Origin of the sequence: Thalassobacillus devorans, from assembly GCF_011761345.1 — a bacterium.
Lineage (GTDB): Bacteria > Bacillota > Bacilli > Bacillales > Halobacillaceae > Thalassobacillus > Thalassobacillus devorans.
In genome coordinates this window covers 285,019-307,190 of sequence record NZ_JAASRY010000001.1, presented here as the reverse complement: position 1 = coordinate 307,190, position 22,172 = coordinate 285,019, and the positions used below count along the sequence as shown (strand labels likewise).

General features: G+C 44.2%; 22 protein-coding genes and 1 riboswitch. Of the genes, 2 read left to right on the top strand and 20 right to left on the bottom strand.

The features are described from left to right. Positions 1-3: 3 nt before the first annotated feature. The 8 genes from FHS45_RS01590 to FHS45_RS01555 form a co-directional block, all read right to left on the bottom strand. Positions 4-858 (bottom strand): carbohydrate ABC transporter permease, encoded by an 855-nt coding sequence (locus FHS45_RS01590; RefSeq protein ID WP_062444702.1) that lies wholly within the window; start codon positions 856-858, stop codon positions 4-6. A 4-nt stretch (positions 859-862) separates the two neighbouring features. Beyond that, a complete protein-coding gene (locus tag FHS45_RS01585) occupies positions 863-1,852 on the bottom strand; it encodes a carbohydrate ABC transporter permease (protein WP_082412007.1) in 990 nt (329 codons plus the stop codon). A 106-nt stretch (positions 1,853-1,958) separates the two neighbouring features. Next, positions 1,959-3,323, bottom strand: coding sequence for an ABC transporter substrate-binding protein (locus FHS45_RS01580; protein WP_062444699.1), 1,365 nt, complete (start codon positions 3,321-3,323; stop codon positions 1,959-1,961). 135 nt (positions 3,324-3,458) lie between these two features. Next, positions 3,459-4,454 (bottom strand): LacI family DNA-binding transcriptional regulator, encoded by a 996-nt coding sequence (locus tag FHS45_RS01575; RefSeq protein WP_062444697.1) that lies wholly within the window; start codon positions 4,452-4,454, stop codon positions 3,459-3,461. 278 nt (positions 4,455-4,732) lie between these two features. Continuing rightward, on the bottom strand, positions 4,733-5,863 hold the full coding sequence (locus FHS45_RS01570; RefSeq protein WP_062444695.1) for a YeeE/YedE family protein: 1,131 nt from the start codon (positions 5,861-5,863) through the stop codon (positions 4,733-4,735). Positions 5,864-5,884: 21 nt separating this feature from the next. After that, the gene (locus FHS45_RS01565) at positions 5,885-6,145 is read right to left on the bottom strand and encodes a sulfurtransferase TusA family protein (protein WP_062444693.1); all 261 of its coding nucleotides are present in this window, start codon (positions 6,143-6,145) and stop codon (positions 5,885-5,887) included. A 1-nt stretch (position 6,146) separates the two neighbouring features. Continuing rightward, positions 6,147-6,518: a rhodanese-like domain-containing protein gene (locus tag FHS45_RS01560; RefSeq protein ID WP_062444691.1), complete on the bottom strand. Its 372-nt coding sequence runs from the start codon at positions 6,516-6,518 to the stop codon at positions 6,147-6,149. Positions 6,519-6,530: 12 nt separating this feature from the next. After that, positions 6,531-7,454, bottom strand: a complete 924-nt coding sequence (locus FHS45_RS01555) for a sulfurtransferase (RefSeq protein WP_062444689.1) — start codon at positions 7,452-7,454, stop codon at positions 6,531-6,533. Between the two features lie 113 nt (positions 7,455-7,567). Between FHS45_RS01555 and FHS45_RS01550 the strand changes: the two genes are divergently transcribed. Further along, positions 7,568-8,590 carry a YVTN family beta-propeller repeat protein gene (locus FHS45_RS01550; RefSeq protein ID WP_082412005.1) on the top strand — a complete coding sequence of 341 codons (1,023 nt, stop codon included), beginning with the start codon at positions 7,568-7,570 and terminating at the stop codon, positions 8,588-8,590. A 90-nt stretch (positions 8,591-8,680) separates the two neighbouring features. On the opposite strand, the gene FHS45_RS01545 is transcribed toward FHS45_RS01550, so the two are convergent. The 11 genes from FHS45_RS01545 to FHS45_RS01495 form a co-directional block, all read right to left on the bottom strand. Next, entirely contained in the window at positions 8,681-9,055 is a 375-nt protein-coding gene (locus FHS45_RS01545; protein ID WP_062444685.1) for a nuclear transport factor 2 family protein, read from the bottom strand. A gap of 104 nt (positions 9,056-9,159) precedes the next feature. Further along, positions 9,160-10,176 (bottom strand): ThiF family adenylyltransferase, encoded by a 1,017-nt coding sequence (locus FHS45_RS01540; protein WP_062444682.1) that lies wholly within the window; start codon positions 10,174-10,176, stop codon positions 9,160-9,162. After that, positions 10,176-10,946, bottom strand: coding sequence for a thiazole synthase (locus FHS45_RS01535; protein WP_148350085.1), 771 nt, complete (start codon positions 10,944-10,946; stop codon positions 10,176-10,178). The genes FHS45_RS01540 and FHS45_RS01535 overlap by 1 nt, the downstream gene beginning before the upstream one ends. Continuing rightward, positions 10,943-11,146: a sulfur carrier protein ThiS gene (gene thiS, locus FHS45_RS01530; protein WP_062444678.1), complete on the bottom strand. Its 204-nt coding sequence runs from the start codon at positions 11,144-11,146 to the stop codon at positions 10,943-10,945. Before thiS ends, FHS45_RS01535 begins: the two co-directional genes overlap by 4 nt. Further along, a complete protein-coding gene (gene thiO, locus FHS45_RS01525) occupies positions 11,130-12,263 on the bottom strand; it encodes a glycine oxidase ThiO (RefSeq protein WP_062444676.1) in 1,134 nt (377 codons plus the stop codon). The genes thiS and thiO overlap by 17 nt, the downstream gene beginning before the upstream one ends. Continuing rightward, on the bottom strand, positions 12,247-12,858 hold the full coding sequence (locus FHS45_RS01520; protein WP_062444674.1) for a thiamine phosphate synthase: 612 nt from the start codon (positions 12,856-12,858) through the stop codon (positions 12,247-12,249). Before FHS45_RS01520 ends, thiO begins: the two co-directional genes overlap by 17 nt. Before the next feature lie 205 nt (positions 12,859-13,063). Beyond that, a riboswitch (TPP riboswitch) is annotated at positions 13,064-13,176 on the bottom strand. 124 nt (positions 13,177-13,300) lie between these two features. After that, positions 13,301-14,788: a glycoside hydrolase family 32 protein gene (locus tag FHS45_RS01515; RefSeq protein ID WP_258953969.1), complete on the bottom strand. Its 1,488-nt coding sequence runs from the start codon at positions 14,786-14,788 to the stop codon at positions 13,301-13,303. Between the two features lie 59 nt (positions 14,789-14,847). After that, a complete protein-coding gene (locus FHS45_RS01510; RefSeq protein WP_062444671.1) occupies positions 14,848-16,518 on the bottom strand; it encodes a glycoside hydrolase family 13 protein in 1,671 nt (556 codons plus the stop codon). A gap of 25 nt (positions 16,519-16,543) precedes the next feature. Beyond that, entirely contained in the window at positions 16,544-17,365 is an 822-nt protein-coding gene (locus FHS45_RS01505) for a carbohydrate ABC transporter permease (protein WP_062444669.1), read from the bottom strand. Further along, positions 17,365-18,225, bottom strand: coding sequence for a carbohydrate ABC transporter permease (locus FHS45_RS01500; RefSeq protein ID WP_062444668.1), 861 nt, complete (start codon positions 18,223-18,225; stop codon positions 17,365-17,367). The genes FHS45_RS01505 and FHS45_RS01500 overlap by 1 nt, the downstream gene beginning before the upstream one ends. Positions 18,226-18,329: 104 nt before the next feature. Then, entirely contained in the window at positions 18,330-19,604 is a 1,275-nt protein-coding gene (locus FHS45_RS01495) for an ABC transporter substrate-binding protein (protein WP_062447736.1), read from the bottom strand. A 320-nt stretch (positions 19,605-19,924) separates the two neighbouring features. On the opposite strand from FHS45_RS01495, the gene FHS45_RS01490 reads away from it, so the two are divergent. Further along, complete coding sequence (locus FHS45_RS01490) at positions 19,925-20,917, top strand: LacI family DNA-binding transcriptional regulator (RefSeq protein WP_062444667.1); 993 nt, start codon at positions 19,925-19,927, stop codon at positions 20,915-20,917. Between the two features lie 257 nt (positions 20,918-21,174). On the opposite strand, the gene FHS45_RS01485 is transcribed toward FHS45_RS01490, so the two are convergent. After that, the gene (locus tag FHS45_RS01485; protein WP_062444665.1) at positions 21,175-22,104 is read right to left on the bottom strand and encodes a 3-hydroxyacyl-CoA dehydrogenase family protein; all 930 of its coding nucleotides are present in this window, start codon (positions 22,102-22,104) and stop codon (positions 21,175-21,177) included. Between the last annotated feature and the right edge of the window lie 68 nt (positions 22,105-22,172).

The following is a 22,172-nucleotide window of genomic DNA, read 5'->3' as shown; positions in this document are numbered from 1 at the left end:
TTGTCAGTTCTTGGATCCTGTATGTGTAAGACCCTGGACATAATACCTTTGTAAAAAAGCGAATATTAACAGCATTGGTATCGTTGCCACCGTAAGTGCTGCCATCACTTGCCCCCATTTGATTGGCGGCTCGTTCATGAAATATTGCAGGCCGATCTGAATGGTACGCATACTTTCATCCGAGGCGACCACAAGCGGCCATAAAAAGTCGTTCCAGTGATTGATAAACAACACGATAGCCACCGTAGCGAACACCGGTTTTGATAACGGAACAATAATCCGGAAAAAGATGCCGATCTGGGAACAGCCGTCAATCTTGGCCGCCTCCTCCAACTCTTTCGGGAAATCCAGAAAAAACTGCCGAAATAGAAAGATAGCAAAAGCATTGGCAATGAACGGCACAATCAGACCGGTGTAGGTATTCACCCATCCAAGATCATAAACGAGTACATACAACGGCAGGAAAATACTTTCCGGAGGGATAATCAACGTAGCGATGATGACCCCTAGCCAAAAACCTGCAAGCGGGAAGCGGAACCTTGCCAGAGCATAGCCTGCCATCGAGTTGACAATCAATCCGAAGATGATGATGCCAATCGTATAGATCAGACTGTTGACGATATACCTTAGCAGGTCGACCCGTTGGAAGGCTGCCACATAGTTGTGAAAATAACCACCTTCGACATCAGCTGGAGCTGGCGGAAGAAATGCCTGCAGCGATTGCATGTCCCTGAAAATCTGAAATTCATTTTTTAACGAGGATACAAGCATCCATACCAGTGGAAAGAGGAAAATGAATGTCAGGATAACAAGCGAGATATACAAGGTGAATTTATTAATCATTCGTTTTTTTCTCATGGATTTACCCCCGTTCCTCTTTAATCAGTACACGCTGGATAATAGTAATAACCAATACGATAACCGTAAAGACTACCGCCATAGCCGAAGCGTACCCAACGTCTCGGTAGTTAAAGCCAGTTTCATAGATATGATAGACCAGTGACTTGGTCGTACCTAATGGACCACCCTGGGTCATGATCATCGGCTGCACCAATAGTTTGAAGGCAGCAATACTGATCGTGATAAAAATAAACAAAGCAATGTTTCGCAGACCAGGAAGCGTGATATGCCAGAATTTCTGCCAACTGCTGGCGCCATCAATATCTGCTGCTTCGTACAAATGATTCGGGATGTTTTGAAGTCCCGCCAAAAAAATCATCATCTGAAACCCTGCCCCTTGCCATACGGACATCACAATAATCGAATTCATCGCCTGATCCGGACTGGTTAAGAAAGGCTGCGGCGGGATCCCCACGGTTTGCAATAATTGATTGATAAGACCTTCATTTGGATTGTACATAAACGTCCATAAAATAGAGACGACGACAAGTGACATAACTACCGGAGAGAAGAATGCCGTCCGGAAAAACACCCGGAAACGAAGCTTTTTATTGATCAATAAAGCTAAACCCAACGCTACAGATAACTGGACTGGCACAACAATTACTGAGAAATAAACCGTATTCCAAAATGCCTGCCTGAACTGGGCATCTTCCACAATGTACTTGAAGTTCTCCAGTCCAATGAAAGATACGTCGTCTGGGGTAAGAATATAGAAATCTGTGAAACTATAATAAAATGCCGCTCCCATCGGATATAAAAGAAAAACACCCAGCAGGACCAAGGCCGGAGCAAGAAAGAAGTATCCTGTCATCGCCTCTCTAAAAGCCTGGGATTTCAGTTTTCTTTTTTTTCGTGGAGGAGGGGTTGGTTTCAATTGCGGTTTCTTTGCCGTTTGGTGAAAATGGCGCTCATTTTCCAGTTTTTCTGCTGAGCTATCATTCCCTTTCACTTTTTTCTACCTCCCTCATCTATCCTCATGAACCTATCATTTTCCATCTGACCTACAGCCAATCCAGAGCTCCCTTTCACAAGGGAAGCTCTGAATGATTGCTGTCTTACTTGTTGAATCGCTTCAGCTCACGTTCTACCCGTGACACCTGCTGTTCCACTACACTTTCTACATCTTCTCCAAGCGCGGCTGCATGGAAGGATTGTGCAAATGCATCAGTTAAGACTGGATAAGCCGGCGTAGATGGACGGGCATGTGCTGTTTCAATAACCTGCTCTTTCATCACGCTCCAAGGTAGTTCATTGAACTTATCCATACTCTCAAATGCAGACTCCTGCGCCGGCGGCATACCTGTAGCTTCTGAGATCTTAATCGTGGCTTCTTCATTCGTCATCCATTTCATCAGCTCGGTTGCTTCTTCAGGATTTTCTGTGTTCGTTGTGATCGCATATGCCATACTTCCAGAAGGAGATACTTTCTCATCTTTATATGGATAAGGCATCATACCCCAGTTGATCCCGGCCTCTTCAGCAGAAACTGCGATCCAAGGTCCACCAAGAGCAAGTGCTGCTTTTCCTTCCTCAAACTGCATTTCACCTGGACTTTCCGTGACAACGCCTTCAGCAAACAATTCTTTGACATAATTTAGAGCTTCTAATGTTTCCGGGCTGTTTAAATACCCGTCAACTTCTTTTCCATCTTCGGAAATCAGATCACCGCCATTAGACCAGACAAGTGGAGCACCCATGAATGTCAGCCATTCTCCAACACCATAATTCATAAACAGATTCAATCCATAACGGTCTTCTGTCGTCATCTTTTTAGAATTTTCCAACAATTCATCCCATGACCAGGCTTCATCCAGTGAATGAGCAGGCTCGATTCCTTCTTCTTCTAAAATGTCCTTATTGTAGTAAAGCATGACGGAAGCTTCCATCGCACCCAGTGAATACAATTGATCCTGATAAGTTCCTTGCTGAATAATAGAATCAACGTATTGATCGACTGTTTCCTGATCAACATAATCATCGATAGGCTGAATAACCCCTGCATCGGCAAAACTTGATAAGTAAGGTCCATCAATCGCCATGACATCCGGAAGATTCCCGGCTACAAGTGCTGCATTAATGCTATCGCTATAAGCACTTGCACCATCGTCTATGATGACTTCCGCGTTAACATGGATATCCTCATGCTCTTTATTAAAATCATCGATCAATTCTATATAAGCATTTGTTTCGTCTTCCCCTGTTTGATGAATCCAGAATTCCAATACTACATCTTCGTCGCCAGTCGCTTCGACACTGGTATCCACTTCACCAGTTTCAACTGTGTCACTCGTCTCCGAACCATCTGACTCTTCATTGCCTGCATTACCACCATCTGATTCCGCTCCACCACTGCCATTAGAACAGGCAGCTACCGCCAACAAAAGCATCAGACCCAGAAACATGTAAGTAAATTTTTTCATTAATCTTTCCTCCCTTTGTTTTGGTGCGTATTTTCCTTTCTACAAAACCCCAAATGATTTGTTGTTTTGCGGACACCTCCTTAAAAAAACGTTTACGTAATCGTTTACCTAATGATTAAAAAGAAAAGGAGCCTTTTAACAGGAACCCCTTAGAATCAACTCAGAATCCAGCATAATCTCCACCGGCTCATCCTGTGAGCCTTCCACCCTCTTCAATAATTGCTCTACTGCTGCTTTTCCAAGCTCGAAGGCTGGCTGTCTCACAACGGATAACGGTGGCGAGGTGATTTTCATCCAATCATAATCATCGTACCCGATGATTGCCATTTCTTCTGGAACCTTCACTTCTTTTTCCTGAAGATAGGAAACCGCCCCCATTGTCATAACATTATTCGCGACAAAAAGTGCCGTAACCTTTGCTTCATGTAATTCTTTCGCCAGCTGATATCCCTGTTGGAAAGTAGCCGGCCCTTCTTTCATATAGTTTTCATCAATTGGCAGTTGATGGTTTTCAAGTGCTTCTTTATAGCCTTCCAGCCGCTCATCACTTGTCGTAATCCCCAGCGAACCTGTAATAAAACCAATTTTTTCGTGACCACGTTTTATTAACGTGGTTACAGCCTCATGGGTACCTTGACGATTATCGACCAGAATCATATCCCCATTTAACCCGGCAGGATGACGGTCAATGAACACGACTGGATAATCGCCTGATAGCTCTTTCTCATAGTTACAATCCTCGCCATTGACCGGGGCAATGATTAACCCATCAATGAACTGGCTGTTAAACACTCTGATCTGGTCACGTTCAGTATCTACATCTTCATTCGAATTACTTAATATCAAATTATATCCATTATCTTTCAAAACCTGTTCAATCCCGTTAGCAATCGACATGAAGAAGAAATTGGATGTATCTTCTGCCACTAATGGAACTAAGAGTCCAATGGTGTATGATTTACGACTTCTTAAACTGCGGGCTATCCGATTTGGCCGGTAATCCAGTTCTTCCATAGCCGAAAAGACCTTATCCTTCGTTTCTTCAGCTACAAAGCGAGTACCATTGATCACATGGGAAACCGTTGCTGTAGAAACTTGTGCCTTGATTGCTACGTCTTTAATTGATGCCATAGCTAACTCCTCATTTCTATTAAAAACCGGGGCAAACGTAAACGTTTACGTAATCGTTTACCTTTAACTAAAACTATAAATCATGCAAACGCTTACGTCAATAGAATTTTCAGTTATTTCAAAAAAACACTTGATAATCACCTCTATAAAGGTTTAGAGGGTACAAAGATACCTACACCCACTAGCCCAGCTAAGCTCTACTTCACTATAGAGGATAACCTCAAACATAAAACAACCTGGATCCAATTCAGTCGGATCCAGGCTGCCTATTTAATAAACTATGCACTTTCATCAAAATCAAAGTCCATCTTTTGGAATAACATCAACGGCATTTTAAAGATATAGGCTGTAGCAATGAACACACCGCCAGCCATACCGACAATGACAATCAAACTACTAATGGAAAGGCCGCCCATTCCGGCTACCACATTGGCGATATTACAGCCTGGTGCCATCCGGGAGGATATTCCCATCAGCAAGCCGCCGCCAATGGCGTAAGGAAGCCTTGAGGCTTTCGGCTTTCTGATCCGGAAGCTTTTGCTTAGTAAGGCTGAGACGAACGCTCCGATGATCATGAAAATGACCAGGGTTTCTTCCGGGCCAAGTCCGATCACTGGAAAGTCTGCGAACATGCCGTTCAGGTAGGTGTTCTGGTAAATGAAATCCTCTCCGAAAAAGAAGGATAAGAGTACCCCGCCGATCCGGGTTTCCGGTCCTGTGATGCTGATCGAAGACATGACTACGAATTGAATGGTTGCAAGTATCCCAAGCAGTACAGCAACAAACCGGATGTCCCAGTGGCTTTTCGTTAGCGGATTTCCTTTCATATCCTGCAATGATTCTTTAGCACCTTGCCATATGCCGGTCCAGCCAAACTGACGGGATGCGATGAACAGCATCAATGCGACAATCAGGAAAGGGATCAGCAGGAATGGCAGGTTCATTTGGAAAAGGCTGAATCCTTCTTCGGTCAATGCCAAGGGCTCCATGACATAGTCGGCTGCCCATGGATCATATACAAGAGCAAACAACAGGTTCCCGGCAATCATACAGGCGATGACAATCCAGAACTGGATGTATCCCATACCTGCACGATATAGGGCACCGGAAGCACAGCTGCCGGCAATCGTCATTCCGATACCGAACAGAATACCGCCGATCAGGTTAGAAAAGCCGATTGGCATCGACCAGACTTGCTCGACCGAAGCGAAGCCAAGGGTCAACATAAGTCCAAATCCGAGCATAGCGGTAGCAATCAGGACGAGGACCCCTTTCCCGATTCGGCTATCTCGGACACTGATCCAGTCACGGAACGATGCTGTGAAACAGAAATCTGCTTTTTGCAGCAGAAAACCGTATAGAAAGCCGAATATTCCAGCAAGGATGAACATATCCAAGATAAAAAACATGTGTATCGATTCCTCTCTGCGTTACAACTTTTTCAGGTAGATTTTATACTCGCCGTTCTCAGATACGATACCTAATACTTCAGCGATTTTGTTCATTTTTACAGCTGCCGGAATAGTTTTCGTTGCGATGGAGTGATCCGTTACTTCCATGACGATTTCACCTGGCTTTGCTTTTTTCAATGCTTTTAATGCGATATTCAAGGTGTGAGGGCAAACTTCCCCAATCCCATCCACCGTATAATCAGGTTTCACTGTGCTCAATTCTTCTGTGCTTAAAGCCATCTTAAGCTCCTCCTTTATATAGATCTTTTACATTATTGATGATATTCTCTTCGCCTGTCTGCACGTCTTCATCCCAGGCAAGCATGCCGCCTTCATAGTTTTTGACTTGTTCAATGCCGTTCATTTTGAAAAACTTCGAAGTCTCATGGCTGCGCCGTCCGCTTCTGCAAACAAGTACGTACTCTTTATCCTTTTCAAAGTCATCAACTACGTCGACAATCTCACTCATAGGGATAAGCGGAAGCCCTGGAATATGGGCTTCCACATATTCTTCGTGTTCTCTAATATCAATCACGATCGTTTCATCGTCTTTCAATGCCTGTTTCAGCTCGGTGACGTCGATTTGGGTGACGCCTTCTTTTTCATATGCCATCATAATCACCTTTTATTCGATAGTTGTAGAAGCTACATTGCCATACTCTGCCCAGGATCCTTCATATGGTTTGATAGAATCATAGCCTAATAGACGAAGAGTAAAATACGTGTGTGCTCCGCGTACATTGGTCTGGCAGTATGGAACAATCGTTTTGTCCTTGGTTACGCCTTTTTCTTCATATAGTGCCGTTAGTTCTTCTGCTGATTTGAAAGTTGGAACGCCATCTTTTTCTGTAATGGCTTCACTCCATTCGATATGGACCGCATTCGGAACGTGACCTCCGCGTTCTGCTCTTACTTCTTCTCCTGTATATTCCGCTTCTGATCTCGTATCCAGAATAACGACATTTTCATCATCAACGGATGTCTGTAATGTTTCGATGTCACACATTTTTTCTTGATTCGCTGTAGCAACGAAATCGCCTGTTTGTAGTTCCGGTGCCTCCGTGGATGTATCTTTACCGGCATTCAGCCATTCAGTGAATCCGCCGTTATAGATTTTCACGTCCTGATGACCATAGAATTCCAGGGCATAAAACAAACGGGCAGCACTTAAGCTTGATCCATCGTCATAAATGACAACCGTGTCGTCCTGGTTGACACCGATGTCCTGCATTTTTGCAGCGAATCCTTCTGATTCAAGCAAAACGCCATCAAATTCCGCGTCTGGATCCACAAGGTCGGAAGTAGAAAATGGAATAGCACCTGGAATGTGGCCGCCTTCGTACCCTTCTCTCCTTGTATCAATCAGTGTTACATTCTCTGCATTATCTTCTACCCAATCGGTATCGACAAGCAACTCACTATTTGCGTATTCTGCTGCTGTTGCTTCTTTTTCTTCTGATCTGTCCGCATTCGTTTCTTTATTTTGAGAACAACCGATCAATACGACCGAAAGAATTATAGTTGTAAATAAAAATAGGCTCTTTTTCAACTTTACTTCCTCCTCAGGATGTATTATAGTTTTTTGTAACAAATATATTACAGTTATTCCGATGAGATTACAAGGGATTAACGGCAAATAAATTTTCGGGGGTATATCATCTTATGATTTTCAAGAATAAATTGTTCGCGCTCTTTCTGTTTACACTGCTATTTCTAACAGGGTGCGCCATGATTTCTAAAGAAGAAGCATCGATGCGGGCAGAGGCTGGACAGCTGACGAATGTTCAGTTCTATGTACCGAGTGAATCGCAGAATAATATCACGATCATTGACATTGTAGAAAGCCAGCCAATCGGAACGATTGATACAGGAGAAAAGCCTACCAATCTAGTTTTTGACAGTACGATGAGAAACGCCTACGTCGCCAACCAGAACAGTGGAACGGTCGGGGTCATCAACACACAGACACTGGAACAGGAAAAGGAAATCGAAGTAGGTCCACTCCCGCATGGATTAGCATTGAGCAAAGATAACCAGACACTCTACGTTTCTACCGTCGGTGATCAGTTTGTGGACGTCATTAATACAAACGAACAGCAAGTCAAAGAGAAAATTGATCTTGGAGCACAGGCCAAATCGAACTATCTTACTCTCTCCGGAGAAAATCTGTTTGTCACCGATCATGAAAATGCCAAGGTCTATGTTATTGATACAACGAATAACGAAGTCATCCATACGATTGATACAGGAGATGTTCCTCGGGTCGTCAGAACAAATGAAGATGGCAGCAAACTATACGTAGCAGCAAGCCAAGCCAAGCAACTGGAGGTTTATGATACGGAAAGCTTTGAACAGATTTCTGTCATTAGCACTAATGGCAATGCCACGGATGTTGTGGTTACGGAAGACGAAAGTCTCGCTGTTGTAACGGAAATGGAAAGTAACCAGGTGGAAATGATAGATTTGAAGACGAACGAAGTAATCGCTACCCTGCCTGATTTGAAGGGTGCCAAGCACATCTCCTTCAACAGGAAACAGACAAAAGCCTATGTCACTTTAAGCGGGACTAACCAGGTAGCCGTGATTGATATGGAGGCAAAAGAAGTTACGGAAACAATTAAAGTTGGAGATTCCCCGCACGGAATCGAAATCAAAGCAATGCCGGGTATTGGAGGCAGTTGTTAACTTCCATAGGAGACACCAGCTTGAGCGCAAGCTGGTGTTTTTTTAATGTTCTGCATTTAAAAACGGCCTCGGATTAAAGTCCCTAACCCATTATATTTTTTCAGGACCTGTTATTGGCCTATTGGTAACCGTCCCCTGATGAAAATACAACCGCCATTTTCCCTCCCGGTGTTTCCAAATCGAGCTCCGAAGCGTATTACGATTTTTTGTTTTATTATGGATAAAATAAGTGGTCAACACAACATCCGGTCCCAGCTGATGAAACTCAAAGTCATAAAGCTCCAGTTCATCGAGATCCACCCCGCTGGTTATACATTCTTCCTTATAAATCATTCGCCCTGAGCTGCCAATTTCAAAAAAGTCATCCGCCAGGATTTTATCCAGTTCTTCCGAAGATTTCCGCACATCCAGGTTCAAATGACTCTCCTCTAATTTCTTGATTTGCTCCCTCAGATTCTTACTCACCCATCCACCACTCTCCTTTCCTGTGATTTTACCATTAACTGGAGGACCTGGGGTGACTATTAAAAAAGTGCCTGCCCCTAATGGGTGTCAGGCACTTTTATTCCTTATGCTTCCACATATCGATGATACAACTTCTTCGCTTCCTGCACATCCTCCACACCATGGATCAATGTTCTTCCATCCTTAAAAACGACGAACCTCTTCTCCTCCATATGGAACCGGAGGAGCACCTCATTTACCCTGGCTTCCCCGGCAAACGGTTCGATTCGCTGGGCTAATCGCTCCAGGTTGACGTTTTCTTTCCGACCCGGTCGGACTTGGACCGTATTCCTTCCGCACAGGACGGCGGTTCGGATGCCTTTTTCCTTTTTTAAATAAGGAAACTGAGCGTCGTCTGAGCAAGAAGCACAATGAGGATCTTTGAGTTTCACTACGTCAATCGAACTGTACTGCCTACCCCACACATCAAAAGAAACCAAGTGCGTCGACATTGAATGACCGGTCAGGAACTTCAGGCATTCCGCCGTCTGATAGGCTGCGGTCACCTGGACAGCCGGTCCGATAATGCCAGCAGTCTCACAGGTCTCTATGTCCTGCGGCAGCTGATCGATCAGGCATTGGAGGCACGGTGTTTGACCAGGCAGGATAGACAGCGAGATGCCATCGCTTTTGACACACCCGCCATAGATCCAGGGGATTTTATACTTACAAGCAGCATCATTAATGATGAAACGCGTGTTGAAATTATCGGTCCCATCGATCAGGATATCAACATCTTTCAACAAAAGCTCTGCATTTTCCGGGTCAAATTCTTCCGCAATTCCCTCCACATTTATTGTGGAGTTGATTGCTTTCAGCCTGGCTTCCGCTGCTTTTGCTTTCGCCCTCGAACTTGCAGCGTCTTCTTCCGTGTACAGCTGTTGTCTGGCAAGGTTGCTCCACTCAATATAGTCGCGGTCGATAATCGTAATCCTGCCTATCCCGGCCCTCGCCAGCATTTCTGCATTGGCACTGCCTAAAGCCCCCGCTCCGACGATGAGTACATGTTTTTCAGCTAATAGTGCTTGTCCTTCTTTCCCGATCGGGGCAAACCGCTCCTGGCGGGAGTACCGTTCTGCCATCAGGTGACCAGCCCGCTTTCCGGACTGCTTTTTATCCCGTATGCCTTCTTCTCGATTCTTCCTGCCTCATACCCGAGTCTTCCTGCCTGAATAGCAAACTTCATAGCCTCCGCCATTTTGACCGGATCATCGGCACCAGACACGGCAGTGTTCAATAGTACTCCATCAGCCCCAAGCTCCATCGCATGAGCAGCGTCCTTAGGAGAACCTATTCCCGCATCGACGATAACCGGAATTTCCGACTGTTCGATAATAAATTGCAGGTTCATCTCATTGACGATCCCCCGGCCGGAACCGATGGGAGAAGCCCCCGGCATGATGGCATGAATACCTGCTTCCTCTAACCGCTTGGCCAATACAACGTCGTCCGAGGTATACGTGAGTACCGTGAACCCTTCCTCCAACAGCTGCACGGACGCCTTCATCGTTTCAAACGGATCCGGTAATAGCGTTTTGTCACAGCCGATGACTTCGACTTTAATCATGTCACATAAACCGGAAGCACGGGCAAGGCGGGCGATCCTGACTGCTTCTTCGGCTGTCTTGGCACCAGCCGTGTTCGGAAGCAGGCTGTATTTTTCAAGATCCAATTCTTCCAGCAGGTTCGGTTCATTTTTATCAAAAATATCCATTCTCCTGACAGCGAACGTAAGAACTTCCGTTTCGGAAGCGGCCACTGCTTCTTTTTGTTCTGCAAAACTCGGATATTTCCCTGTCCCCAGCATCAATCTTGAGCGAAATGTCTTATCACCAATCGTTAACATGTTCATCCTCCTCCAACAAAATGTACAATTTCAATCTTGTCCCCATCGGCAAGCTTCGCCTTTTCATAATCAAATCTGCGGATAATTTCTTTATTGTGCTCCACCACGGAGATCTTTTTCTTAATGTCATAAGAATCAAGCAGTTCCAATACTGTGGTGACATTGTCAGGTAAATCAATGCTTCTTCCGTTAAGTTGAATATTCATAACTGGATGCTCCTTTCCTATCCAAACGCTCTGGTGAAAACAACTCCCGGAAAGCCTGGTGTACGTCTTGCTTCATGATCAGATCCTTCATCATCTGCCCCGTAGCAGGTGCCAGTAAAATACCATTTCTATAATGTCCGGTGGCAAAGTAGAACCCCGTAAGTGTCGGGTGCTCACCGATAATCGGCAGACCATCAGCAGACCCAGGCCGGACGCCTGACCAGAACTCTTGCATCGGTTCTTCTTTCAGTTCTGGAAAAACTGCAAACACCCGACTCATCAGATCCGCTAATCCCCCCGCTGTCGTTCCTGAACTTAAGTCATCAGGTTTGGACGTCGCTCCCACGATGTAACGTCCATCCGGTTTAGGAACGATGTAAAAATCTTTAAAGAACAACGCTTCCTTAAAATAATGCTTCCTTGGTTTAATCGAAAAGCATTCCCCCTTCACAGCTTTGATCGGATTATCCATCCCTGTTGCTTCAAACCATCGCCCACTGTCCGCTCCAGAAGCTGCCACGACCTGGCTTGCTGTTATCGAAGCATTTTCTAATTGTACTGTGAAAATGCCCTCCGTTTTTGTAACCTCAAGGACATTCGTGTTTTCCAGTAAGTCGCCGCCATAAAGCAAGGCCGCCCGTTTCAAAGCTTCGCACGTGACTGTTGGTTCGACATGGCCATCTTTGGTCATAAACAACGCCCCAGACACCCCCGGCGGAAGAGCAGGCACTTTTTCCCTCACCTGTTTTGCTTTCAGCCATTCCAGGCTGGCAAACGCATGCTTTTTCTCCAGGAGCTCCCGCTTATGCGTTTCATCCATTGCGACTTCCATCATTCCAAACGGAGAAAGCCCGATATCAATCGCCGTTAGTTCATGAAGTTCTTTCCATAAGCTCTGATATAAATCTCTGCTCTTCTCACAAAATTGATGATAGGCGTCTGATGCCTGGTGCTCTGTATGGACCCCGAGCATCCCTGCAGCTGCTTTCGTAGCTTTTTGGCCACTCACCTGCTTATCAAGGACGACAGCGCGGACCCCGCTCTTGTTTAAATAGTAGGAAATCGAATGGCCGATGATGCCACCGCCAATAATTGCCACATCATAATGTTCCTTCATGGATCGTTAGCTCCTTTACATACCTTTTTACAGCTTGAAGCGGTTGTGCAGCCTCGAATATCCCTGACATGACAGCGACTCCTGCGGCGCCCGCTTCCTGTATTTCTACTATTCTATCGGGAGTGATACCGCCAATCGCGCTCACAGGAATATCAATCGAAGAAGTAATAGATTCGAGCTCCTCGATGCCCCTTGGCGCCATTCCTTTTTTGCTGTCTGTAGCATAGACATGACCAAACATCACATAATCGGCACCTTCCTCCTCCGCCTGTCTAGCCGCTTGTAGCGAATGAACCGATACCCCGACCTTCAGAAAAGGATCTGCCTGTTTCACTTCGGTCACCCCGGAGCCCTTTTCTTTGAGATGCAGGTTCGAAACACCAGTCTTACGGGCAACCCCAGGACGACTATGGACACACACCTTGTCCCTATCAGCGCCGCTTGCGATTAACTCCTCCACCATCAACTGATAGTCAGCTTCAGCCAGGTGATGTTCTCTTAAAATTATGGAATCTACCAATGGCTCAATTTCCTTAAGTACCACTGACAACTCCCTCGTTTCCATTTTTCCATTCGTCACTGCCACTAGTTTCATACCAGCACACCCTTTTTAAGCATTAGAAATACTTGGCTTATCGCCAAGTACTTATGGCGAAAGCCTTAGTATTTTTTATACTTTAATCCTCTAACAAAGTTAAAACTTAAAGTACAAAAAATACCACTTCCCCCGGAGGAAAAGTGGTATGTCCCATTTACTTTAGCTGACAATCATGAAAGAAACATAGACTTGCTCTTTCACGACGCCCATCGCGTCACTTTCCTCCGCTGGTGTTTCAAGCCAGGTCAGGTTCAGAGGGTCCCAAAGTTATACTTTGATCTCAGCCTTTAAGGAAAGGCACCCCTAGTGAAAATCTTTATGCAGTTTTTGGTAACGTTTCATTTCTTACTTTACAATAATTTCGTATTCTAGTCCAGCTTATTTTCTGATTTTTTCGAGTATTGATTTATTAGTTACCTCGGTCGTACCGCTTGGTGATTTATTTTATTGCCTGCTTCAAATCCCACTTCTTCAGGCTTACCAGCGTCAGGCTTTTATCTGTGAAAAAAGAAACCTCTTTAGCCTGTTCAGTCGGATAGATACGAGCGGTCATTACTCGCTCCCCCCCATTAAGAAAAATTTCCACCGATGATTTATCGATAAAAATTTGTACATCCAATTGATCTGCCATTTCAAGACTTGCTTTTCTTACACCGCCAGGACCTTCCCCAGAGTGATTCCTGTCTAACACCACAAGACCAGTATCTTTATTGAACTGCAAAACGGTTTCTTGTCCGGCAGCTTTATCCACCCGGAGTTTAATGCCAAATTCGGAAGTTTGGCTTATGTCCAATGTCATTTCTAACTCGATGCAATCCCCAGCTACTTCTGGGAGTGACGTTTCTCCTTCCACTTTCACCTGTTGATGCGCAATCCCGTTTTCACGAAGATTCTTAAGCTCTGGCAGAGGAGTTAAGTAAAGTTTGTCTGCTTTTCTTGTTACCACGCGTGGAATCGTCATCGCTCCCGCATACCCAGCGTTCTGGGTTGGCATCTTGCTTTCCCACATATCCATCCAGGCAATTAAAATTCTCCGGCCTTTCTTATCAATTGTCGTTTGTGGTGCGTAGAAGTCAAACCCATGATCAAGCATATGGAACGCCCCGTAATCGAGCTTTCCGGCAGCATAATCCAGTTTCCCCATAACATAACCGGATTGATGAAGATTATGGTAGTCATCCCCTTCCGGTTCCACTCCTTGGGGAGACATGACTAGTATATCTTTACCGTCCAGGTCAAACAAGTCCGGGCATTCCCACATAAAACCGAAATTCCCTGCTCCTTTTGCCATAACTGCAACGAATTCCCATTCAAGCAGGTCAGGGGAACGGTATAATAGTACCTGTCCGGTATTGGATTTCGTTTTTGATCCCAGGACCATGTAATAATCATCTTCATGCTGCCAAACCTTCGGGTCCCGGAAATGAAATGGGTGGATATCACCTTTCGGGGCGGTCGAAATCACTGGATTGTCAACTGGCTTCTCATAATAAATGCCGTCATCACTTACCGCCATGGCCTGCACCTGGATTAAGTTATTATCCTCGTCCCCCTCTTTCCAGACATTCCCAGTGTAGAGGAGTACATGCTTGCCGTCTTTTTCAATGGCACTGCCGGAAAAACATCCATCCCTGTCATACTCCTCGTCCGGAGCTAATGCAACAGGCAGGTGCTCCCAGTGGACAAGATCCTTGCTTTTCACATGTCCCCAATGCATCAAGCCCCAGGTCGGATCGTACGGATGGTGCTGGTAAAACAAGTGATATTCTCCATTGAAACAGGAAAAACCATTCGGATCATTCATCCAGCCGGCTTGTGGCATGACGTGATACTGCAGGTACCAAGGATGGCTGCTCACTTTTTCCTTCTGTTTGGCTATAAATTCATCAGCCTGTCTTCGTAGATCGTTTTGGTGTTTGGCTGGCACAGTTCCACTCCCTTTTTTATCAGCATTTAGATATCTTGGCATGTCCCCAAGTCTTAATATTAGTTATTCCATCTATATACTCGGGCATCATATGGCTCCATGGTGATTGTGCGGTTATCCTCCTCTTTTACAGACTTCCCATTACTTAACACTAACTCTTTGTCGATATGCATGAATGTGTCTGGCAGCTCTACCTTAGTCGCCTCCGCATATAGATTAGTCAGAATTAAGAAAGTTTCGTCCTTCAGAGTTCTCGTGTAAGCAAACACGCTGTCATGCTCTGGCAATACTAAGTCATATTTGCCGTATAAAAGGGTTGGATTTTCTTTACGCAAAGCAATCAGTTTTTTATAAAAGAAATAAATGGAATCAGGATCAGTCTTAGCCTTTTGCACATTGACCAATGAATAATTCGGATTGACTTTCAACCATGGAGTCCCGGTTGTAAAACCTGCATTTTCTTCGTCATTCCATTGCATCGGCGTACGTGAATTATCGCGTCCATTCTTCCAAATGGCTGGCATGATTTCTTCATGGGTGCGGCCTTTTTCCCTTTCTTCCCGATATAAATTCCTGATAGCTACATCATCGTAATCTTCAATCGATGGAAACTGGACATTCGTCATCCCAATTTCCTGACCTTGGTAGATGAACGGCGTCCCTTGCATGAGAAAGTAAAACGTTGCCAGACATTTAGCGCCTTTTTCTCTGTGTACGCTATCGTCCGCCCATATCGAAACAGATCGTGGAAGGTCATGGTTTTCCAGGAAAAGGGCATTCCACCCTAGGCCATCCAATGCATTTTGCCACTTGGTATAAATTTTCTTGAGCTTATGAATATCAATGGTCTCAGAGTTGGTCTGCCCCCATAAGTCCGTAGCTTCAAATTGAAAAATCATATTGAATTTACCCTTTTCTTCATCCACCCAGAGGGGGGCTTCTTCACTGCTGACCCCATTGGCTTCCCCGACAGTCATAATGTCATAATGCTCCAGGGTTTGTTCGTTCATTTCTTCCAGAAACTCATGAATGCCCTCTTTATTAAGGTGTCCATCTAGTGAGGAAGGGAACTTTTCCTTATTCGGATTAGGTACATCCGGAAAGCCGGCAGCCTTTTTAATATGGGAAATGGCATCAACGCGGAAACCATCGATTCCTTTATCCAGCCACCAATTAATCATGTGATACAATTCCTGGCGAACTTTTTCATTTTCCCAATTCAAGTCAGGCTGTTTTCGTGAAAAAACATGCAAATAGTACTCTCCTGTACCTTCATCATATTCCCATGCGGAACCTCCAAAAATGGATCCCCAGTTATTCGGCTCTTTCCCTTCTTTCCCTGGATGCCAAATATAGTAATCTCGATAAGGGTTTTCTTTGGAAGCTCGTGATTCCATAAACCAGGGATGTTCATCAGAGGTGTGATTGATGACAAGATCCATGATCAGCTTCATCCCACGGTTATGAACTTCTTCCAGCAATTCGTCAAAGTCTTGCATGGTTCCAAACTCTGCCATAATATCCTGATAGTCACTAATGTCATAGCCATTATCATCATTCGGCGACTCATAGACAGGTGAAAGCCATATAACGTCTATTCCCAGCTCTTTCAAGTAGTCTAATTTTGAAATCACACCTTGCAGATCACCGATCCCATCATTATTTGAATCTTTGAAACTACGAGGGTAAATCTGATAAACTACCGCTTCTTTCCACCATGTTCTCTTCATTTAAATCTCTCCTGACTACCCTAAGTTATTTGACAGCCCCTTCGGACACCCCGTTGATGATTTGTTTCTGTGCGAAAAAGTATCCGAAGATGACTGGAATAATCGCAATCGTCAAGCCGGCCAGTGCCAAATGCCACTGCTTTGTATACTGACCGAAGAAATAGAACATCTTCAATGGTATCGTCGCATTCGCTTCGCTTAACACAAGGGACGGCAATAAGTAGTCATTCCAAATCCAAATGACATTCAAGATACCGACGGTTACCGATATCGGTTTTAACAACGGGAAAATAATTTTCCAGAATAGCTGGAAGCGACTGGCCCCATCAATGATTGCCGCTTCATCCAATGACTTGGATACACCGGTCATCGCCCCGTGATAAAGGAAAATTGACAAGCTGCATCCAAAACCAAGGTACATGAAGATCAATCCGGCAGCATTCAACATATCTGCCTGCCCAAACATCGATACCAGCGGAATCATGACGGATTGAAAAGGAATCAGCATGGCAGCTACAAACACAAAGAATAAAACCCCGCTGATTTTACTTTTGTTCCGGGCTAGAGCATATCCAGCCATCGATGAAAAAATAATGATGATGCCGACGCTGAGTCCGGTGATCATAACAGAATTGAACAAGGATTTCAGGAAGCTGAGATCGATGAACGCCTGGACAAAGTTTTCGAATTCCCATGTCCCCGGCAGCCCAAGTACCCCGCTGAAAATATCCCGCTTTGTCTTGAACGCATTGACAACCATCAAGTAGAATGGTGCGATCCATAACAACCCAAGGATGATACCAAGAATTTCGATTGAGAATAAGCTTTTCTTTTCCTGGTTTTTCATTACATCTCAACCTCTCGTTTCTTATTGTAGTAAACCTGTGTCAGCGCCACGACGGCAACAATCAGGAAGAAGATGACCGCTTTTGCCTGGGCATAGGACATTTGGTTGTCTGAAAAAGCTGTCCGGACGATTTCCATCGCAACCATCTGTGTGGAATTATACGGTCCGCCGTTGGTCAGTGATAAGTTCTGGTCATAAATTTTAAATGATGTAGAAAGTGTCAGGAACATACTGATCGTAAAAGCTGGTGCCACCAGCGGGAACGTAATGTTTTTAAACCGCTGGAAACTGCTGGCTCCATCAATTTTCGCTGCTTCAATCAACTCTTTCGGAATATTCTCCAAATAAGCGATATAAATAATCATGATATAACCAGCCATCTGCCATGACGTCAGGATGACCAATCCCCAGAAGCCGGTTTCTGTTGTAGACAGCCAGCCCTGCATCCCTTCTGCCCCAAGCATATCTCCGATATCACCAAACACACTGACAAAAATGAACTGCCAGATAAAACCGAGAATCAGGCCGCCGATCAGGTTTGGCATGAAAAATACCGTACGAAGCAAATTATTCGTTTTGATATTACGAGTAACGATCAAAGCCAAAACCAGGCCAAAAAAGTTCAACAGCAGTACCGAGGCTACGGCAAACTTTATCGTAAACCAGATCGAATTCATGAACTCTTTTTCCTGGAACAAGTTGATGTAATGTTCGAACCCGATAAACTTAGTTGCGCTCAAACCGTTCCAATCCGTAAATGAGTAGAAAAAACCATAGACGAATGGAATCACTACCACTATAGCCAAGGCAAGTATGACAGGAGTAAGGAAAAGCCAGAATGCCATGCTGCGGTTATTCATCAAATACCTCCTAATTTATTCACGTTTTAACATTCACCAGAACGTTTTATAAAAAGAGCAAACGAAGCAGTTTATTCAGCTCCGTCAGCTCATTCTTTTAAAGACTATTTCCTTAATGATTCCCACCTATTGCTTGAATCCTCTTCTAACTCTTCCCAGGTCATATCGCCGCTAATATACTTCTGGACGTTGGCTCCAAGGTAATCTCCCCATGCAGTCGGATAGCCGAGGAAAATCCAGCCGATGGTGTCACCTTCCGAAGCATATTCATAAATCTTTTTGGATAGCGGATCAGCAATGTTTGAGGAATCATATCCCTCATAAGCTGGAATAAAGTTAAACTCGTTGAGTACATAATCTTTTCCTGTATCTGAGGTGTAAATCCAATCAAGAAAATCTTTGGAGGCTTGGATCACTTCTTCATCACTATTACTATTAACTGCCCAATAGTTTGGAACTCCAACAGGAATCTTACCCTCCTGCCCTTCTACCGGGATAGGAAGAATCCCCATATTTTCAGCAGCAAACTCCTCATCCATTTGTTTGACAGATGGATAGATCCAATTCCCCTGCTGAATCATGGCCACCTGTCCCAGGGAAAAGTATTCTTCCACCTGCTGGGAGTAATCCAGGCTCAAAGTAGGCTGGATGGAATATTCATTTTGAAGATCTACCATAGCCTTAAATTCTTCCCCTTTATCAAAGCCCACCGACTCAGCGTTATAAGCTTCGAGAACTTTATGGTCGAATTCTGGAGCTAAAAACGCATTGGCTAAATGACTGCCAGGCACCCAGGCTTCTTTTGCCGGGAAGGCAAATACCGCGTCAATTCCTAATTCTTCTTTTTTACTATCCAGCTCTTTCACAGCTTTTTCTAAATCCTCATAAGTCACTATACTGTTCGGGTCGATACCAGCTTTTTCGAATACTTCTTTGTTATAGATCAAACCATATCCTTCCTGGTTAAAAGGTACCCCCTGTACTTTGCCATCATCCGTTACTGGCTCTAAAGTACCCTCTAACGCCAGATCGGCGAGTTCTGTATCGGACATATCCGTTAAGTAATCTCCAAATTGCTCAGCCTCAGTCGGCCCGGCAACACTAAAAATTTCCGGTTCATCTCCTGAAGAGAACTTTGTTTTTAATGAGCCTGCATAGTCACTTCCGCCTCCTACGCTAGTGATCTTAATATCAACATCAGGATTTTCCTTTTCATACTCTTTAGCCAATTCATTGAACTGATCATTAAACTCAACTTTACCTTGGAAAATTTCAATTGAAATCTTATCTTCAGAAGCCGATTCCCCTGAAGAAAAAGAACAACCAGCAAGTATTGCACCAGAAACTACCAGACTTGACACCATTGCTTTCATTTTCATAATCGCCATCCCTTTCCGCTTTTTAAATAAAAAGTACGTGTAGACCATCAGCAATTCAACAAATCCCTTAATTTCTATGAAAGTGTTTACAAGTGAAATTATACCCGAGCGAAATTATATGTCAATCGTTTTCATATATAATTTTTATATTTTTCTAAAAATAAAACCCAGTATTATCAATGAATTTATTGCAAGCAAGGTATAATAACGCTATCTAATGTGGTATAATTATGAAAACGATTGACATACAATTAACTGATAGATACTGATATAATGATAGCAATGAGGTGTTCTGCCTCATGGAATCGGAGTGAAGCAAAATGGTAAGCATTAAGGATGTGGCAAAACTTTCAGGAGTGTCTGTCACGACCGTTTCAAGAGTTATGAATAATAGAGGGTATATAGGAAAAGCAACCCGGGAGAAAGTAGAAGACGCCATGCGTCAGTTAAATTACCAGCCTAATCAAATCGCACGTGCGTTACTGAAAAATCAGTCCAGCCTGCTCGGTGTCATCATACCTGATGTATCACATCCCCTGTTTGCTGAACTGGTCAACTGGATTGAATCTTATGCCAGTGATAAAAATTATAAATTGCTGGTCTGTAATTCATTGAGTGATAAAGAAAAAGAATTGCATTATATCAGTATGCTCCGACAAAACCGTGTGGATGGGATTGTAATGGCCAGCCATACACTGGATGTAGCCTCTTATCAGGATACCGGAATGCCGATTGTCTCCTTCGATCGCGTACTTTCCTCCAACATTCCTTATATAGCCAGCGACAATTATAAAGGCGGAGAACTGGCCACCTTGCACCTGATTGACAGAGGGTGCAAAAAGCTGCTGCATATCTCGGGTCCGTTGGAATACGAATTACTGGCAAACCGCAGGAGTGACGCGTTTCAGTTAACCTGCATAAAGAATGGAATAGAAGGGGATTGCGTGGAAGGAGCCCATATCAAGGCCACCTTTGAGGACAACTGGGACTTCATTGACAAAAACATCGGCATACAAAAGCTCAGCGCCTACGATGGCGTATTTTGCAGTAACGATATCATGGCCTATACGCTTTATGTCTATGCCGATAAACATAACATAAACGTGCCGGAACAACTGAAAATCATCGGCTATGACTATCACAGCTTCACGAGAATGCTGCGGTCGCCTGCTTTAACGACCATCAGTCAGCCGATAGATGCCATAGGCAACAGCCTTTGTTCCACACTAATCGAACTGATTGAAAATCCTGAGGCGGGCAAAAACAAGAATGTGATTCTTGATGTCGAGCTGATTCAGGGTGAGACTACTTAACAGAACAAAAGCGCAAGCGCCTTGCTCACCCCCGACAAGCTTAAGACAAGCCTCTCCGTGACGTTTTTTGTCACAGAGAGGCTTGTCTTAAGACCTCGAGGGGGTAGGCGCTGGAGCTGGATGGATCCCACCACGTAAAGTTATCCAAAAAAAAGAAAATTTTATAATTTCCTAGATATTAAAAAAATAACAAGTGCCTGACCCCCGCTGTAGTAAAGCATTAACTCACTGGGGGTCAGGCACTTTTCTCTTTCTTATTACTTTTCTTGTAATAGTTTCAGGAGATCCAGGAAATGGTCGTCCCGTGTATGAATGGCTTGTTCACCATGATCCTCATATTGGTAAAAGCCTTGATTCGTTCTAATGCCAAGCTGTTCGTTCTCCACCATTTCCTTTAAGAAGGAAGGGACTTCCCTTGTATTAGAGAGATCTTCTAATATCTTTCCAGCCATCGCTTGTGTGGTCTGCAGGCCGGCTAAATCCTGACTTTCCATCGGTCCGCAGAAAGCCCATTTAAAACCCATACTTCCTTTCATGGCAATATCAATATCTTCCGCCGTAGCCACTCCCTCTTCCATTAAGTGGAACGCTTCGCGAAGCATAGCTACTTGAACGCGGTTGACGATAAAGCCTGAAATCTCTTTTTTCAGAACTACTGGCGATTTTCCGATTTCTTTCATTAAATCATAAGTTGTTTCGACGACGCTTTCCTCTGTTTTTTCTCCCTTGACAATTTCCACAATTGGCACCAGTTGTGGCGGGTTGAAAAAGTGAGTAATGACAAACCTTTCCGGATGCTTCGCTTTTTGAGTTAATTCCTCAAGTGGGAAAGTGGACGTATTAGATGAAATAATCGTTTCGTCTGAAACACTATTTTCGATGATTTCGTATGTATCCAGTTTTTTCTCAAGATCTTCCGGAATGGATTCAAAAATAAAGTCAGCACCTTCGATCGCTTCATGCAAATCCGTTGTATACGTGATACTCGCTAACGTCTGGTTCATATCGTTTTCTGTAAGTATTTCTTTTTCAACCATAATTTTCAAGCTGTTCGTCATAAGTTCTCTTGCATCTTCTAACGATGACTCGCGTCTGGCCCGGATTTTTACATTTTTTCCTGCCTGGGCAAATAATTGAGCCGCGCCATGCCCCATAACACCTGCTCCAAGTACTGTAATGTTTTTCATTTTACTACCCCTTTTGCATAGTTATTTTTATAAGATTACGTTCGTCCCTGTTCCTTCATCAAATTTAA